The organism is Rhizobium cauense (genome assembly GCF_019511525.1).
Lineage (GTDB): Bacteria > Pseudomonadota > Alphaproteobacteria > Rhizobiales > Rhizobiaceae > Rhizobium > Rhizobium cauense.
This window is the reverse complement of the sequence record NZ_JAEUAT010000002.1, coordinates 506,361-520,587: the sequence shown is the minus strand read 5'-3', so window position 1 is coordinate 520,587 and position 14,227 is coordinate 506,361. Positions and strand designations below refer to the sequence as shown.

Sequence of the window (14,227 nt, the reverse complement as noted above, 5' to 3'; positions counted from 1 at the left end):
GGAGGGGGATCATGAACGTCAGACGTGTTTTCTACATCGCCGCGATTTTCTTGGTCGGGATACCAGCGTACGCAGTTAGCTCCACGGAAACCTGCAGCGCAGTCGGGGAGACAGCTAAGAGCGTCATGGACGCCCGGCAAAAGAATACTGACATGTCAAAGCTGATGGAGATCATGGATAGAACGGGCGATGGCGACGAGGGGACCCAGGAATTCTATCGGAAAATCGTGATACTCGCCTACAAGCGGCCGGCTTGGCACACCCAAAAATTACGGGACGAAGCTGTCGCTCAGTTCTCGAATGATATCCAACTCGCGTGTTTTCAAAACGCCGAGAAGTAGTACGTCAGTCACTTGGCAAGCCGAGCGAGATCAACGCGTATATCACGGACTGCCCCCGTCAAGTCCTCCACTTCCTTGGAGAGTCCTTCAATTCGGCGGCATAGCATGTGCGCATTGTTCTTTGCCTCTTCCTGCCCGTCTGTCATCACCTCAGCGAGCTGCTTTACCGCAACTGTCGCACTCATGAGAGCGGTCGGATCGACAATAACCGAGGCAATGGTGGCGCTCGATGGTCCGGCCTTGTCTGCAGAAATAAGACCGAGATAGCGAGCGGCAAAGATAACGGCCAATGTCGCGCCGAGGGTGATGAGCGCAGGCGTTGGCAGATCAGCGAGCTTTTCCATTCCGTGCTTCCCTCTCGTCGTGCGCGGCTCGTTTGATGTTGACCAGCTCGCCTATTGCGAAGAGCGGATAGATGGCGAGCCAGGTCGAGACGACGTTCGAGGATGCGTAGCAATATGAGATGCCGACCCAGATGAGGCAGCCTATTGCAGCAGAGACCTGCCGTATGCGCGGCGTCACGTGTTTGCGTGCGCCATTCACGATCAGTCCGATAATCCTCAGTATGCCGAGGGCCACCATTAACCAGCCCAAAAGGTCCTCGCTTCGAAAAATATCCCGAAACGTTGACCAAGCCGGCTGATCAAAGAGCGGCACGGGCATCAACAAGACATATCCCCAGAGAGCCGTATGTCCTGCGAGAAACCATTCCATCATACGCGGCCCAAAGCGGTGCTGGATGCGCACCCAGAGGCCAGGACCGATATAAGGCGTACTTCCCATCACGGTCACTTCCTGCAGGCCGCGTCTTTGCGGCACTGCTGATTGTTAGAGGAAATAGCCGGGCCTGCCAAAGGATCTTGCGAAGCTGCTTTCGCGGTCTCGGCGTTCTGGAATCGAACGAATTGGTATCCGCTTCCCTCAGTCGCAGGCGCTGCCTGGCAAGCCGCTATCGCGCATGAAAACGAGGCAACGACTGCGATCCGAAAGTTTGCTGAAGCTCGCATTGTTCTTCTCCAGAGTATGAATTCGATTGAGGGCTTCCTTCGCGGCCTCGATCTCGGCAGCCTGTCGCCCTTCGTTGCGGCCAATAATTTTGGCGGGATAGAACGCCACCATGGCGCCAATCAAGGCACCGGCGACACCGATCGCCGGCAACTTGAGTTCGTCAGGTATGAGCGTGCTGAGAATCATTGCTCGACCGCCTGACGAATGTCTTTAATCGCGCCAATGATCCAGTGTCGAAGTAAGAGCGCCAGCAAGAACGTGACAAGCGCGAAGGCGCCGATCGCAACGATCGCCCGCCAGTCCATGCCACCAAGGAAGCCGATACCGGTCCCGAGGCTGGTTCCGAGACCTCCGATCCAGCCAAGCAGGTTGAACTTCTTTTTCACCTGCGTTTCGACGGCGGCCGGCACGACGGGCTTGTCAGCGACGACAGGCGCCGAGATGAAGCCTTGTGCCGGCATTGCTCCGGACATGGCCAGCAGCTCGGTATGCAGGGCTGCGCGGGTCTTTGGACCAACGTCGCCGTCCGCAACCAGACCCTTCGACGCCTGAAACTCCCGGATCGCTGTCGGCTTCAGCCCGAGCATCACCAGCGTCAAACGTGCAAGGTTCAGTACACGATCGTCAAAGCCATTCATGCCGCCGTTGACCCTCTTTGTGATGGTCTCGGTGTCGCCCTGATCAGCGAAGCGGTTGAGCTTGCGGCTGTCCCAATACCAGAGCGGCACCATGCCTTCCCATGGGTCGGTATTGACGAGATCCGGATTGGCGACGAAATCAGGCGGGTTGAAGCCCATCTCCACGCACCAATCATAGAACGCCCGGTAGTTGTTCTTGCCGGTCAACTGCATTCCGGTCCGGCCCATGTACTTCTTGCCGTCGCCGTCGATGGCAGGCGTATTGCCGAGATCCGTGCGCGTGTCATAACGCGCCTGCGCCGGCGTCGGTCCCCAGATCTCGCGATCGAAGCGGAAATCACCGCTTTCGTGCATCAGCTGCGCCAGGTACTGGATAACGCGGTGCACGCGGTTCATGCCGAAATCATCGCCATACCGATCGAGCGCGATCAGGACTGAATTCATATTCGCTTCGTTGACAGGCTTGAGAGCGGCCGCACGAATGTGCTGGGCCGTAACGCGTACGTCCATTAGAAACTCTCCAGATTTCTCGCTTAAAGGTTGGCCCGCCTACTCCTATTGGAGGAAGTGTGATCGACGGCCGGTTGTGTTCTTATGACGCCGACCGAATATTGATGCGGTCTGCTTCAGTCAGTAATGCGTTCAAGGAAGCTCGCCAGGCGCTCCGGCGAGCTTCTTGCTGTTCAGGGCCAAGCCACCGCAGAAGCGGCCGCCTCCGCGTCTTCGGCAGTTCCTGCCGCCTCGATTGCCGCTTTCGTCCCAAGGCGAACGGCTTCGATCGCGCCTCCGATGATCTGCCACTGAAGGAATGCACTATTCACCACGGCCGCGACATCCGCGAGCGTTGCTCCGGTGATCCCGACCTCAGCGTACAGAAGCGGATAATCTGATGGGGCGATAACACCACCCTCGGCAGTGGTTGCCAGATACCGCTTCGCCTCGTCCGATTTCTGTTGATAGGTCATCGCCTGCCCAGCGCCGCCGGTGATGTATTTCAGGCGTTCGAGTTCGGCCGCGACGTCGATCGCCGCCTTCAGACGAGCCTTCACGACATCGAGCGCAGGCGGCTCGACCGAGCCGTCAGCAATATTTCCCCAAACTCTCGGAGCCATGGTCTTTCCTTACAGTTGCTGGAGAACAACGCCTGAGGCGATGATCGCTTTGTTGGTGAGCGTCTTGAGACGCCATTTCATCGATGAGCCGGATGGCTGTCCTGTCAGTGACGTCTGGCCTTCGTACATTTTGACGCCCGCGAAGGCCGGCAGGGTCAGGGACATTGTCACCGCCGTCCAGGTCGTGCCGCCGTCGCGTGACACTTCCACAGTGAAGTCTGTTCCTGGTGTCAGTGTCAGACTATCGGCAAGCTGCAGGGCGATGCGACCGCTAGAAGGTACGGCGCCCGCCGGGTAAGCTGCCGATACGAGCGTCATGTTCTGGGTGGCCTGCAGATAGCTGACGCGCAACGGAAACACGCCAGCGCCGGCAGCCGCCAGCGTAAATCCAGCATTGTCGTTGCCGACCGATTGGTCGCCAATCTTGTAGGCCATTTGCGCCGCACCTGCTGGCGCAGTCGATCCGCCAGGAACGGCCGAGACAAACGCAGCCATGTACAGGATGGGAGCGGTGGACGGTAATGTGAATGGAACCGGCAAGGTGACATCCAGCCATCCGTTGCCAGGGTGCACGAAGGCAACATCATAAAGAATGTCGTATTGCGTCGTGCTGTCTGCCTGGACGAGTTTCAGCTTGCCGGTGCAAGCGACCGTCGAGTAATAGCCAATCTTCTGGATCGTAAGCCCCGGTCCGAGAGACACGTCTCGATTGACGACCGTGTAGCCCTGAGAAGGCCACGGGGCAGCGCCGACCGGGTTCACAGTCCCCCAAACGACACCTGTCACGGCGGGCGAAAAGCAGTCATTGACCGCGTCGTAGGTGTAGCCAAACGACCCGGCAGGATCGACCGAATACGGCACCGCTGCAGGCGTGAAGTTTGCCGCATATCTGCCGATCTTGGAGATGCGATATTCCTCAATGTTCCCGTTAGGATTTCCTGCGCCAGTATAGTCGCACCCAATCCAAATCGCTGTTGGCGGAGCGACGTAGTTCCCGCCATCGACGTAATCGACCCCCTCCTTGACGCCGTTGACGAACATTCGGGTCGTTCCGCTCACGCGCGAAACGGCGATGTGGTACCAGGTCCCGGCAACCAGCGCGGTCGTGCTCGTGATACGGTTGATGCCCGAGGTCAGGAAAACCATATTCTGAGCGCCATTTAAGTAGATGGCTGGGTTTCCCGGATTTGCCGCGTTGCGACTTTCATAAAAGATGCAGTTCTGTGTCGTCTGGGTGACGGCTATGCGGACCCAAAAATCAATCGTGAAATCTCCGGTTCCGAAGGCGAATTCGGACAGGTTGTCCACCGTAAAGAGATAATCGCCCGCCCCATCGAGCAGGAGGCTCGCGCCACCGAATTTTGATTGCCCGGTCCCGATCTGGGCGTCGCCGGCGCCGAGCCACGCGCGAGGCCTGACACCGCTATCTTGAAAGTATCGTGAGCCGGCAGCGCCGTCGAAGTGGAGCAATGCGTAGGCGTAGTTATCAAGGCCGTAGACATTGCTTGCAGGTGCGCCGTCGTAGATGCCAGTCGTGTCATCGAAGCTATCCGCCACGCCGCCGACCATGCCCATGCGCTGGCCCTTGAGGTCAGCAATCTCAATCGCAAATAGTGCGTCGTTCTTGCCGCCGTTGCTTGCCAACGCATTGATTGCCGCCTGCACGCTCCCAGGCGCGCCAGCGAGGTTTGCCACGCTGTTGTCAAACGACACATCAAGCGCGGTGTATGCCAGCAGCGTCTTGACCTGCGAGGGCGTGAGAGCCTTGATCAACTTGCCGGTCGTGCCGTTGTAGGCCGCGATCGCGCCATCGGTTGCACCGGCCGGACCCACAACATCGCCGGTGCCCGTTCCGTCTTGCCCCTTCTGGGCGAGAAGTTGCCACCAGGTGTTGCTCGTTGCCGGTAGCGTCGGTGGCGGGTTACCCGTCGTCGGGGCGACAGCGACGAAAGACGAGCCATTGTAGAGCACAGCATCGGTCGCCGCGTAGGCCGTCGCATTGTCGTAGTTGCCCCGAGGATTGACGCCCGTCAGGCCCGTTGCGCCACGTGTCGCCAGCACCCCCCAGGTCGCTCCCACAGCTGGAGCTACGTTGGTATTTCCAACGAGAGCGATATACGACGCGCCGTTATAGCTGACGGCATCGTCCTGACTGTAGTTGGTCGCGTTGTTCCACGTACCTCGCCAGACGAGGCCCTGCGGACCGGTGATATAGGCGGGATCACTCCAGTCACCGGAAGCTGCTGTCACCTTCGAATAGATCGCGGCGCGGCCGTCGCCGACGTCAGACACGAACACCGCGTAGCCGGGGATCTGCAGATCATAGGCAGCGCGATCCGTAAGGGTGTCCACCTGGACATCATAGCTGACGCCCTGTGTTAGATCCTGACGCGTGAGCAGGCCCATGTCGCCCGGTCCCGTGAAATATGGCACGGTATCGGGCTCGCCATTCAAGCCAGTGAAGGCGGCGATGTTGCCGTTCATCAGCTGCTGCAGCAGCTGACGCGTCGACATCGCCATGCGGGCGTTGTCACTCTGCAGCATGACCTCATAGGCAGCATCGACCTGCGTCGGGCCCGGCCACGGGTTGGCAAGCGTCAGGGCGCCATTGCCCTCAATCGAGGCAATGCGGATGGCAACACCTTTGTGAACGCCGAACCAGTCGCCTGGCAGGATCGGATTGCCCTCGCCGTTCGGGTTGCCCCAGAAGGTATTGGTGCCTGTCACCGCCGTGCTGCCATTGGCAACGGAGACGGTGCCCTCCTTGTAAGAGGACGGAAGAATTGCGGCCATCAGGAGCCCCTTAGTTTTCTGATCGTTCGACGGTGATTTCTGCCGGCGTCGGTGGCGGGTTAAGAACAAGGTAAAGCTGCCGCTCGAATTCGGCCGCGTTGGTCTCAGCCGCGAGAAGGCGCGCGGCGAGGTCCTCGACTCTCCGCGATAGCTCGGCGTTGCCTTCGTTGCGCTCATTGACATCGGCCTGCAGCGCGGCAACTTCGTCAGCCTTGTCGTGTAGGAGCTGCGACAGCATCAGCACGCGTTGCTCAAGGAACCCTTTCTGCGCCGCCACCTCGACAAGCTGGACCTGCGGCGAAATGGTAATCTTGTTCTCTTCGGACATTCCAGTTCCTAGACGAGTTCGTCGAACGCGTACCAGGTCACCACGTGGGCAAACCGGGTGGAGATCGTGATGACGAAGCTGTTGACGTTGATGGTGGCCCAGAGGTTCGGATAGCCCGGCACCACGCCAGACTGCGACTTGAGCAAAATGAAAGGCGGGTAGCTGTAGGCCTTGGTCAGGCCGACATTGGCGGAGCCAGGCCCGCCAAAGGTAATCTGCCCGCTATCCTTTGGGACCATCGGAGCCATCTGCTCGTGGATGGTCAGCTGGCTGATGTCGGCGTAACGGGAGTCGATCGTCGACAGGTTCGTCGCCCGAAACTTCATGACACCAGCGTCATTGCCGATGAAAACGCGCCGTCCCATCAGGCACTCTCGGGGTTTTTGAAGACGACGTAGTAGAGCACCATGTTGCCGTGCACCTGGTTCTGATCAATGTTGGACTGCGCACAGATCGTCGTGCGGTTCGGCATCCAGACGCCTGTGTAGAGAGGCGTGTAGGCGTTGTTGCTCTGATTAACGTAGAAGGTCACGCCAGAGGCCGGCCAGTAGGCTGAGTTGACCGGGATGCCGCCGACATTGTCAGACGCATAGACCATGTTGGCATAGAACTGCGGCTGGTACCCGAGATCCGGAATGGTCACTGTGGCGTAATAGACCGTCTCGGAGACAGCATTCATGCGGTTCATGCCCACCACACCATAGGTGAACAGGTCGAGGTTCTTGTACCGAGAGTCCAGCATGTAAGGCACGGCGACGTTATCGACGTCGACGCCAGGATGACTGATATAGACCCCGGGCTCGCCTGTCGTGACGTGCGGGCCTATCCGCGTTCGCTTGGCCATTCAGCGCACCCCGTAGATCTGCCACAGGATGTATTCACAGGCCGTCGACCCGTCTGTGTCGGACTCCAGATAGATCCGGTCCTGATACACGCGCGAATTCGCGCCCCATTGGCAGGTGTCATAATAGGCCTGATAACCGGTGATGGTCGGGAAGCTGCCATTCGCCCTGAAGAAACCGACGACGCGAGCCGCTGGCACGAAGGTGTAGGCCCGACCGAAAAAGATGGTGATCGGCGCGTTGCTTGCCCCGTTGTTTCCCGCAACGCGCCCCGCCAGCAGCATGGTGCCCGAGAAGTTCCAGTTGGAATCGAAGACCTTGTTGCGATCTCCGATCCCGTCCGGATTGCCGGCATTATAACCCGGCTTCGAAATGATCACCCGGCCGGGCGATAGTCTGATCCGTCTAGCCATCAGTCATAAATCTCGATCGTTCCGGCCGTCAGGGTAATCACCATCTTGCCATTGGGGCTCTGCAGGATGCCGGTGTTAACCGTGCCGATGTTCGCGACGTTCAACGACAGGACGCCAGACTGAAACACCAGTGGGTTGCTGACGTTGCCAAGGTCCGCCTGGTTGGCCACGACGAACTGCTCGGCGACGACGAGGAAGCGCGTCGGCTGCGACGGCGAGCTTGGCACATCGAGGTACCAGGCGGCCGCCTTGAAAGCGCCCGATCCGCCTGCCCGCGCCTCAGCGCCGATGCGCGCAGAGTATCCGGACGGGCCTGCGTTGACCGTCATCCGGAAGTTTGCGGTCGCGACATCCCCGGTGCTGGATGCGGCGGACAGCGCGGTAATGGCCGAGGCCAGCGCGTCACCCTGCTCGTCGATCTGCACCTGTAGCGAGCTGATCGCCGTCGCCACAGTCGTGTCGACATAGACCTCAAGATCCTCGAGGCGGAGCGCCAGAGCCGAATTCGGCCCGGTGGCGATCGTGATGGCATTGAGGTAGCTGGCCGTGATGCTGCCGTTCGTCAGCACCATTTCCGTACGCATCTGCTGGCGCGCCAGGAAGCTGCCGAAATCCTCATCCGCCTGCAGGCGAGAAATCCGCTGCGCCTCAAGGATGGTCTGGCGCGTCCCATCCCGTATCCACGACGTCGCGTCGTTGACCAACTCCTCGACGCCCTCGACGACACCAGGCAGATAGATGTCCATGTCCGTCAGCAGGACGTTCGGCGTGGTGACCGGTAGCCAGTCGCTCCACTCCATCAATCTGTCCGGATCGGACGGCACCAGCTGGCCGCGCACGCCATAGGCGTTATTGGGGAGCAGGTTCTGGGCGATGATGACCGAGCCGACGTCAGCACGCAGCGTATTGCCGCGATAGACGACCTCGAAGGTTGCTCCATCACGCACTTCCCACTGGACACCGATGACGCCGATCAGACCGCCTGGCGAATTGTCCCACACCATGCGGATCGCCGGCCGGCGACTGTTGTTGTCATTGTCAACAAGCGTGTACGGCTCAACAAACCAGTCAATGATGGGCTGCGGCTGAGGCACGACGGGACCAACGGCGCCATCGACAGGCGGGTGAAACTCAGTCTCCGAATCCCAGTCGTAATCGGACGGGTCGACTTCGGTGATATCGACCATGACATCGAGATTGCCGCGATCGACCGCCCCGTCGATGACAAACCACTTGTTCGCGTAGCCGTTGCGAACAGAGGTCCACTGCAGGACTTCTCCCGGCACGGCATATGGCCAGAAACTTGGCGGCAAAACGATCGTATGGCGACGAGCACGCAGCGCGGCAAGCAGCGCCGACTTCATCAGCCGCTGCACCTGCTCGGCGTAAGGCACCAGATCGAAGGAGACATCAGCCAACAGACGTCTGTTTCCGTCTACGGCTTCGAGATCCGGCCGGAGATACGGCCGCGCCGTCTGCGTCACCCAGCCGTTGGCCGGCTCCGGATAGGTCCCGTTGATTCCGTTGATCGTATCCGCCAGACCATAGAACGGCGTGAAGGTCTGCCCGTCCGTCGACAGGATATCGTCATCCGTGAAGCTGATGGTAGGCGTGCCGGGTTCGCCGACAAACAGGCGATAGACGCCACCGATCTCCGACAATGAGCCTTGGCAAGCCGTCAGCAGGTTCTCGACGGTGGCGTTGACGGGCTGATCGACCGAGATCTCGCCACCCGAACGATACTGGGTGCCGTCTCCTGAAACGGAAACGATGACCTTGCGGCATTCGTTGATGGCCGTGATCCAGTTCTGCACCGGCAAGCGGGCCGTCGTCAGGCCCTGCACCCCGTAGACCCAGCGCGTGCCATAACGAAGGCCGCGCATGATATTGTAGACCTGTACCGCTGGCAGCCGGTCGCCATCGCCGCCCCAGGTCGACGGGTCGCTGAAGCGCTGCGGGCCAGAGCCGCCAACCACGGTCGAATCTTTCGACGGGTCATACAGCGGAATGCCGTCGACAACAAAGGTGACGGCCGGAAAGCCGCTGAACATGTTCTTCGTCGCCCGAGCATGGACGATCGCGTAGGCGACACCATAGCCGACACGGTCGACGCCCCACGGCCGCTCGATACTCTGCGCATAGGTGTAGAGCGCCGGATCGGCGGCTGTCTGCTTGCCGTTGTAGAACTTCACATAGAGGTTCGGGCCGCTGTTCTCGTAGTCCGGGATCGAATAGCCGAAGGCCGTGCTGTTGTTACCGGCAGGATCATAGGTGACCTTCTTGCCGTCGACCCAGACCTCGACGAGGCCGGATATCGGCAAGTCTGAAATCGCAATGACCTGAGTGAACCAGGCGTTCGGCGTGTCGCCGTCATTGCCCCAGGTGTTCGACCAGACGAGGCTGCCGGCCGTCGCATAGCGGCCAAGGATGAAGGAGCGAGCGAGATCGCCGCCGCCCTGAATATCTCCGTTGATGGAGAAGTTGGTGTTGTCTTTCTGCTTGCCGGCCAGAGCCTGCGCCGCGAGGCTAAGACCGACGCCAACAGCTGTCCGGAGTGCAAACGTACCGAATGCGCCGAGGCTGCCAATAAACGAACTGACGGCGGAAAAAGCGCCGGCCAGAGCCGTGAAAATTGCCATCAGTCAAAGCCTCTTGATGAATGCGGTCTCGGCGGCTGCGTATCCGCTTCGCCGGTACAGTCTGGCTACTGCCTCAGGCCGCGCCGAATGCTGCGCCGTCAGCTTGACGACGGTGCACCGGCTGGATGCGGCCCACTCTTCAAATTTCGCGATCAGGCCACCAGCCAGCCCGACCGATCGAGCATCCGGCTCGACGTACATCGCCACTTCTTCGGCCATGCGCTCGCCGGTCAGGTAGTTCGCTCCAGCCCGCGCAATCAGAAATCCGCAAGGAACGTCGCCAGCAACGACAACAAAAAAATCGGGGCCTGCGACGGCTTGAGCGAGAAACGCTCGCACCCGGTCGACCTTGAAAGGATAACCGCCACCGGCTTCCGCGTGAAACCGCTCCGCCAAAGCAATGAGCGATGGCAAGTGACCGAGGCGCGCCTCATGGATTTGCATCAGAATATGCCCAGAAACTTTTTGCGCTTCTTCTGCGTGGGAACGACGCCCTTTTGCGAGCCCCACCAAATCTTCCACGTCGGTGTTGTCGCCGCGTCCTTGTAGAAGTTGTCTCCGACGTTCCGCAGGACCTGCGTCTCGTGGCTCCGCGTCTCAGCATTGGCGCGGGTCATCTCCTGCGTATGACTGGCACACGTGAGCGTAACGCTGCCGTCCTCGTTTTCGCTCGGTGTCTCGATGACGAGATTGTCAGCGAAGCCAACGAAGCGGTTTTCGGCCGGCGCCACCATCTGTCGCGTATCTGGATCAAACAGCCCACGATACACCTCGACGCGAGCCTGCCGGATATCGTAGTCGCGCACGAGCTGCTGCACGTGATCGTCGACCTGCGACATCTGGATGGAGATATTCTGCACGCTCATGTTCTTGACGAGCGGAATATCGCTCATCTGGATCAGGGTGCCGGAGCCATAGAAGTTGCGGGTTTCCGTAAGGCCTGTGTCCGGATTGATGACCTGCGCTGCGACATCGCCCCAATCGCTCCAGGTGCCATCCGGCACAAGCTCTCCGGTTGTCCGGTCACGCGCAACGATCCAAAGGAAGTCACGCGCGACCAGGCGCCGCTGCTGGAGTGCCGCTACGTTGGCGGCCGTCATATTGCGAGGCATCAGCGCGCCTCCCATGCGTCGAAGGCGATCGAGCCTCTGCCCGTCGCAAGATCGGTTTGGGTGCTGATCGAGTCCGGATCAAGGGACATGATGCAGTGAGGGCGCGTGACACTCACTTCGGCGCCGATCGCGACCGAAGGCCAAAGATGCGGCCGCACCTCCAGCTGTACGAAAACACCGGAGACATTCGCGGTCGCGTCTGCCTGCACCCAATGCAGATCCGTGTCACCGACTTGGATCATGTCGCCGGCATGAAGTTTGAAACCGGGCGGGAAGCCCTGCACGTCGAACGTCTTGCGATTAGTATCTATGCCCGTGATGCCTCCCGTCCCGTCGAAGGCGTCACCAGTGAGCCAGGAGCCGCGTGGGTAGGCGATCGGATAGCATCGGGACAGGTTGACGCCAAGGAAGGTCTGGATACCACCATCCATGCTAGCAAGAATCGCGCGCCATTTGTCGACCGTGTTCGCCCGAACGACTTTTGTGACATATGATGCCCGCCAAATTGGTGAGCCGAGATCCTTGGCGAATGTCTTACCGCCAGCTGTGCGGGACCGCTCCTGGCGATAGGCAAGCTCGAATTTCGTCGACCAGCCGGGAAAGCCAGCGAGAATGTCGCGCGGAAAGGCGATTGCCATTTAAAGACCTTTCACATTGCTCTTTCGAGCCTTCTGCACAGCGCTAACGGCGCGAGAGGAAAACTCCCGGCGGTCCTTCTCTTGCAGTTGTTCGAGCCTAGCCAAGCGCTCGTTGTCGATGCCACGGTTGTCATAGACAGGCGCATAGGTGACGGCCATGGAGGGGCCACTCGATAGGCCCGATAGCGATGGCAGGGTCGGCGCTTTTCCAACAAGGCCGCCCTCTGCATAGCCACCAAGCAGTCTCTCAAGGTTGCCGACACCAAGCTTATCGACGACTTCCTTTGGAATTACGTACTCGCCCCTGTGCACGATACCGGCGGGGTCATACTTTCCGCCAGGGCCGGTGTAGCCACCTCCGGCAAACCCGAGCAGCTTGAAGAAACTTCCCAGAATGTTCGTGCCGCTACCGCCTGTGCCGGCTTTTCCGCCAGTTCCAAAGAAGTCGTCGAAGGCAAGATCGAGGATCTTGCTTCCCACTTTGCTCAGCGCGTCGCCGAACACCTCGGCTGCGTCCTTGCCCTCTACGAAACCGTCAACGATGCCTCTGAACACCTCCTTGTTGAGGTCCTGAATTTCAGCCGCGCGTTCACGGATTTTATCCTGGCTCTCGGCAAGTTGGTTGGCAGCCACTTCAGCATTGGCGTAAGCGGTCGACTGTTTGTCGATCTCTGCCGAAAGCTCTGGCGTGACCGCCATCCCGGCCTGCTGGGCGGCATTCAGGAGATCCTGCTCGGCGCGAGCTTTCGCGACCGCGAAACCGTAGTCGTCGACAAGCGGGTTGAGCTTGGCTTGCGCCTCGGTCTCTGCACTAAGGGCTGCGGTGTGGTCCCTGAGCTGCTGCGTCTCGCGCTGATAATCGTCGAGCCTCGCCTTTTTGGACTTTCCGCTGCCCCCAGGTGGAGGCACGGCATACTGAGATTGGGTAATGTCGACCGGCTCAACAGGTACTGCCGGCTTCACTGGACCCTGATAGTTCAAGGGGCCCTGTACCGGCTTTCGGTTGATGCTGGGGCCGCTGGCCGCCGCATCATGACGGGCGGCCAGAATTGCCTCACGCTGCTGTTTCAGGTCACGGAGAATTTCGCTGTTGCCGACCGGGCTTGCTTCGAGCGCCTTGATCTGCTGCTCAATGCTGAGCTGCTCCTTCGTATTGTCCAGTGCCTGCTGCCGCTCTTTGCCGCCCTTGTAGAGATAGTCATAGATCTCCTTGTCGGTCGACGGCCCGAACTTACTGAGATCCTCAATGACTTTGGGGGTAAGCCCCGTCGCTTCGTTTGCGCGCTGAATGAACGAGCTGAACTTGGTAGCGGCATTATCGAGTGCCGTCGCTACATTGTTGATCGCTTGAATGAAGCCATCAAAGGAGACAGTGTCCAGATATGTCACCATCCTGGAAACAGCATTCTTGAAAAGATCGCTGGCTCCCGTGGCTTCGCCAAATCGACCAGCAGCATTCGTGAGCGAATTTTCAAGCAGCGTTATGGATTGCGCAGCGGTTCCTGTCGCGCCTGCGAGCATGTCGTTGATAACGGGCGCGCCAGCCTGGATGCCATCAAAAAAAGCTTTACTGGAAATCTGGCCCGATTTCACAAGCTTCGTGAGTTCTGCAACCGAACCACCTGCCTGCTTGATACCTGCAGCTGCAGCACGGAGAAGAACCGGCGCCCCATCAATGAGGGAGTTATACTCTTCGGCTTGGATCTTTCCGGCACCAAGTGCCTGAGCCAACTGGAGCAAGGCACCTTGCGCTTCGGTCGCGCTAGATCCTTGCGCCTTCAGCGCCTTTGCGACGGTATCGGTCAAGCCAACGACTTGCTGCGAGGTAACGCCCAACTCTTTCTGGTTGATCGCCACGCGGCTATAAAGGGTGGCAAGGGCATCGATCGGCGCGGCGTTCTTCTGCGCCGACGCATAGAGCTGATCATAGACGCCCGTCAGCTGCTCGCCCTGCAAACCCGTCGCCTTCAGCGCGTTCTGGATCTTGATGTAAGAATCCTGAAGGTCCGAAAAACCCTTTATGGTAAAAGCGCCGGCCAGCGCCACACCAACCCGCGCGCCCAGAGCCGTGAAAGAACTGGCAATGTTCTTGTTCATCGCGGTGGCACGCTTCTCGATCGCCGCGAACTGCTTATTGCCAACGCTGGTCGCGCGATTGATCGCACGTTCGTACTTGGTGATATCCGCAGAAAGCTGCACCACCAGGCGTTCAAGATCCGTCGCTGCTGCCACTGCTTATTCCTTCGATTTCAGCCAATCAAACAGCTCGTCGGCTTCCCTGTCGCCCATCTTGCCGTCGTCAGGAGTGTTTGCGGCGATGTAGCCTTCGATTGCGGCAGTGAACTGCCACATCGACATCTGGT

General features: G+C 59.5%; 17 protein-coding genes. 1 reads left to right on the top strand and 16 read right to left on the bottom strand.

The annotated features are described in order from the left end of the window. Positions 1 to 11 precede the first annotated feature (11 nt). The gene (locus JNB88_RS05840; protein WP_220354627.1) at positions 12 to 341 is read left to right on the top strand and encodes a hypothetical protein; all 330 of its coding nucleotides are present in this window, start codon (positions 12 to 14) and stop codon (positions 339 to 341) included. 8 nt (positions 342 to 349) lie between these two features. Here the strand turns inward: JNB88_RS05840 and JNB88_RS05835 are convergent, their stop codons facing one another. From JNB88_RS05835 to JNB88_RS34115, 16 genes are all read right to left on the bottom strand, one after another. Beyond that, positions 350 to 685 (bottom strand): hypothetical protein, encoded by a 336-nt coding sequence (locus tag JNB88_RS05835; RefSeq protein ID WP_220354626.1) that lies wholly within the window; start codon positions 683 to 685, stop codon positions 350 to 352. Further along, positions 669 to 1,127: a hypothetical protein gene (locus JNB88_RS05830; protein ID WP_220354625.1), complete on the bottom strand. Its 459-nt coding sequence runs from the start codon at positions 1,125 to 1,127 to the stop codon at positions 669 to 671. Before JNB88_RS05830 ends, JNB88_RS05835 begins: the two co-directional genes overlap by 17 nt. A 135-nt stretch (positions 1,128 to 1,262) precedes the next feature. After that, entirely contained in the window at positions 1,263 to 1,535 is a 273-nt protein-coding gene (locus JNB88_RS05825) for a hypothetical protein (RefSeq protein WP_222857925.1), read from the bottom strand. After that, on the bottom strand, positions 1,532 to 2,497 hold the full coding sequence (locus JNB88_RS05820) for a peptidoglycan-binding protein (RefSeq protein WP_220354624.1): 966 nt from the start codon (positions 2,495 to 2,497) through the stop codon (positions 1,532 to 1,534). Before JNB88_RS05820 ends, JNB88_RS05825 begins: the two co-directional genes overlap by 4 nt. A gap of 173 nt (positions 2,498 to 2,670) precedes the next feature. Then, positions 2,671 to 3,099: a hypothetical protein gene (locus tag JNB88_RS05815; RefSeq protein ID WP_220354623.1), complete on the bottom strand. Its 429-nt coding sequence runs from the start codon at positions 3,097 to 3,099 to the stop codon at positions 2,671 to 2,673. A 9-nt stretch (positions 3,100 to 3,108) separates the two neighbouring features. Then, positions 3,109 to 5,892: a LamG domain-containing protein gene (locus tag JNB88_RS05810; RefSeq protein WP_220354622.1), complete on the bottom strand. Its 2,784-nt coding sequence runs from the start codon at positions 5,890 to 5,892 to the stop codon at positions 3,109 to 3,111. A 10-nt stretch (positions 5,893 to 5,902) separates the two neighbouring features. After that, positions 5,903 to 6,220, bottom strand: coding sequence for a hypothetical protein (locus tag JNB88_RS05805; RefSeq protein ID WP_220354621.1), 318 nt, complete (start codon positions 6,218 to 6,220; stop codon positions 5,903 to 5,905). 8 nt (positions 6,221 to 6,228) lie between these two features. Continuing rightward, positions 6,229 to 6,585: a hypothetical protein gene (locus tag JNB88_RS05800; protein ID WP_220354620.1), complete on the bottom strand. Its 357-nt coding sequence runs from the start codon at positions 6,583 to 6,585 to the stop codon at positions 6,229 to 6,231. Further along, a complete protein-coding gene (locus tag JNB88_RS05795; RefSeq protein WP_220354619.1) occupies positions 6,585 to 7,064 on the bottom strand; it encodes a hypothetical protein in 480 nt (159 codons plus the stop codon). The genes JNB88_RS05800 and JNB88_RS05795 overlap by 1 nt, the downstream gene beginning before the upstream one ends. Next, positions 7,065 to 7,475, bottom strand: coding sequence for a hypothetical protein (locus tag JNB88_RS05790; RefSeq protein WP_220354618.1), 411 nt, complete (start codon positions 7,473 to 7,475; stop codon positions 7,065 to 7,067). Further along, entirely contained in the window at positions 7,475 to 10,114 is a 2,640-nt protein-coding gene (locus JNB88_RS05785) for a phage tail protein (protein ID WP_220354617.1), read from the bottom strand. Before JNB88_RS05785 ends, JNB88_RS05790 begins: the two co-directional genes overlap by 1 nt. Positions 10,115 to 10,117: 3 nt before the next feature. Then, a complete protein-coding gene (locus tag JNB88_RS05780) occupies positions 10,118 to 10,558 on the bottom strand; it encodes a GNAT family N-acetyltransferase (RefSeq protein WP_220354616.1) in 441 nt (146 codons plus the stop codon). Continuing rightward, on the bottom strand, positions 10,558 to 11,226 hold the full coding sequence (locus JNB88_RS05775; RefSeq protein WP_220354615.1) for a hypothetical protein: 669 nt from the start codon (positions 11,224 to 11,226) through the stop codon (positions 10,558 to 10,560). The genes JNB88_RS05780 and JNB88_RS05775 overlap by 1 nt, the downstream gene beginning before the upstream one ends. Then, positions 11,226 to 11,864: a hypothetical protein gene (locus JNB88_RS05770; RefSeq protein ID WP_220354614.1), complete on the bottom strand. Its 639-nt coding sequence runs from the start codon at positions 11,862 to 11,864 to the stop codon at positions 11,226 to 11,228. Before JNB88_RS05770 ends, JNB88_RS05775 begins: the two co-directional genes overlap by 1 nt. Beyond that, a complete protein-coding gene (locus JNB88_RS05765) occupies positions 11,865 to 14,096 on the bottom strand; it encodes a tape measure protein (protein WP_220354612.1) in 2,232 nt (743 codons plus the stop codon). A gap of 3 nt (positions 14,097 to 14,099) precedes the next feature. After that, positions 14,100 to 14,222 carry a hypothetical protein gene (locus tag JNB88_RS34115; protein WP_262928064.1) on the bottom strand — a complete coding sequence of 41 codons (123 nt, stop codon included), beginning with the start codon at positions 14,220 to 14,222 and terminating at the stop codon, positions 14,100 to 14,102. Positions 14,223 to 14,227: the final 5 nt, after the last annotated feature.

Coding starts and splice junctions, on each gene's coding strand:
- JNB88_RS05840 (WP_220354627.1), top strand. CDS start 12: ATGAACGTCAGACGTGTTTTCTACATCGCCGCGATTTTCTTGGTCGGG.
- JNB88_RS05835 (WP_220354626.1), bottom strand. CDS start 685: ATGGAAAAGCTCGCTGATCTGCCAACGCCTGCGCTCATCACCCTCGGC.
- JNB88_RS05825 (WP_222857925.1), bottom strand. CDS start 1,535: ATGATTCTCAGCACGCTCATACCTGACGAACTCAAGTTGCCGGCGATC.
- JNB88_RS05820 (WP_220354624.1), bottom strand. CDS start 2,497: ATGGACGTACGCGTTACGGCCCAGCACATTCGTGCGGCCGCTCTCAAG.
- JNB88_RS05815 (WP_220354623.1), bottom strand. CDS start 3,099: ATGGCTCCGAGAGTTTGGGGAAATATTGCTGACGGCTCGGTCGAGCCG.
- JNB88_RS05810 (WP_220354622.1), bottom strand. CDS start 5,892: ATGGCCGCAATTCTTCCGTCCTCTTACAAGGAGGGCACCGTCTCCGTT.
- JNB88_RS05805 (WP_220354621.1), bottom strand. CDS start 6,220: ATGTCCGAAGAGAACAAGATTACCATTTCGCCGCAGGTCCAGCTTGTC.
- JNB88_RS05800 (WP_220354620.1), bottom strand. CDS start 6,585: ATGGGACGGCGCGTTTTCATCGGCAATGACGCTGGTGTCATGAAGTTT.
- JNB88_RS05795 (WP_220354619.1), bottom strand. CDS start 7,064: ATGGCCAAGCGAACGCGGATAGGCCCGCACGTCACGACAGGCGAGCCC.
- JNB88_RS05790 (WP_220354618.1), bottom strand. CDS start 7,475: ATGGCTAGACGGATCAGACTATCGCCCGGCCGGGTGATCATTTCGAAG.
- JNB88_RS05785 (WP_220354617.1), bottom strand. CDS start 10,114: ATGGCAATTTTCACGGCTCTGGCCGGCGCTTTTTCCGCCGTCAGTTCG.
- JNB88_RS05780 (WP_220354616.1), bottom strand. CDS start 10,558: ATGCAAATCCATGAGGCGCGCCTCGGTCACTTGCCATCGCTCATTGCT.
- JNB88_RS05775 (WP_220354615.1), bottom strand. CDS start 11,226: ATGCCTCGCAATATGACGGCCGCCAACGTAGCGGCACTCCAGCAGCGG.
- JNB88_RS05770 (WP_220354614.1), bottom strand. CDS start 11,864: ATGGCAATCGCCTTTCCGCGCGACATTCTCGCTGGCTTTCCCGGCTGG.
- JNB88_RS34115 (WP_262928064.1), bottom strand. CDS start 14,222: ATGTCGATGTGGCAGTTCACTGCCGCAATCGAAGGCTACATCGCCGCA.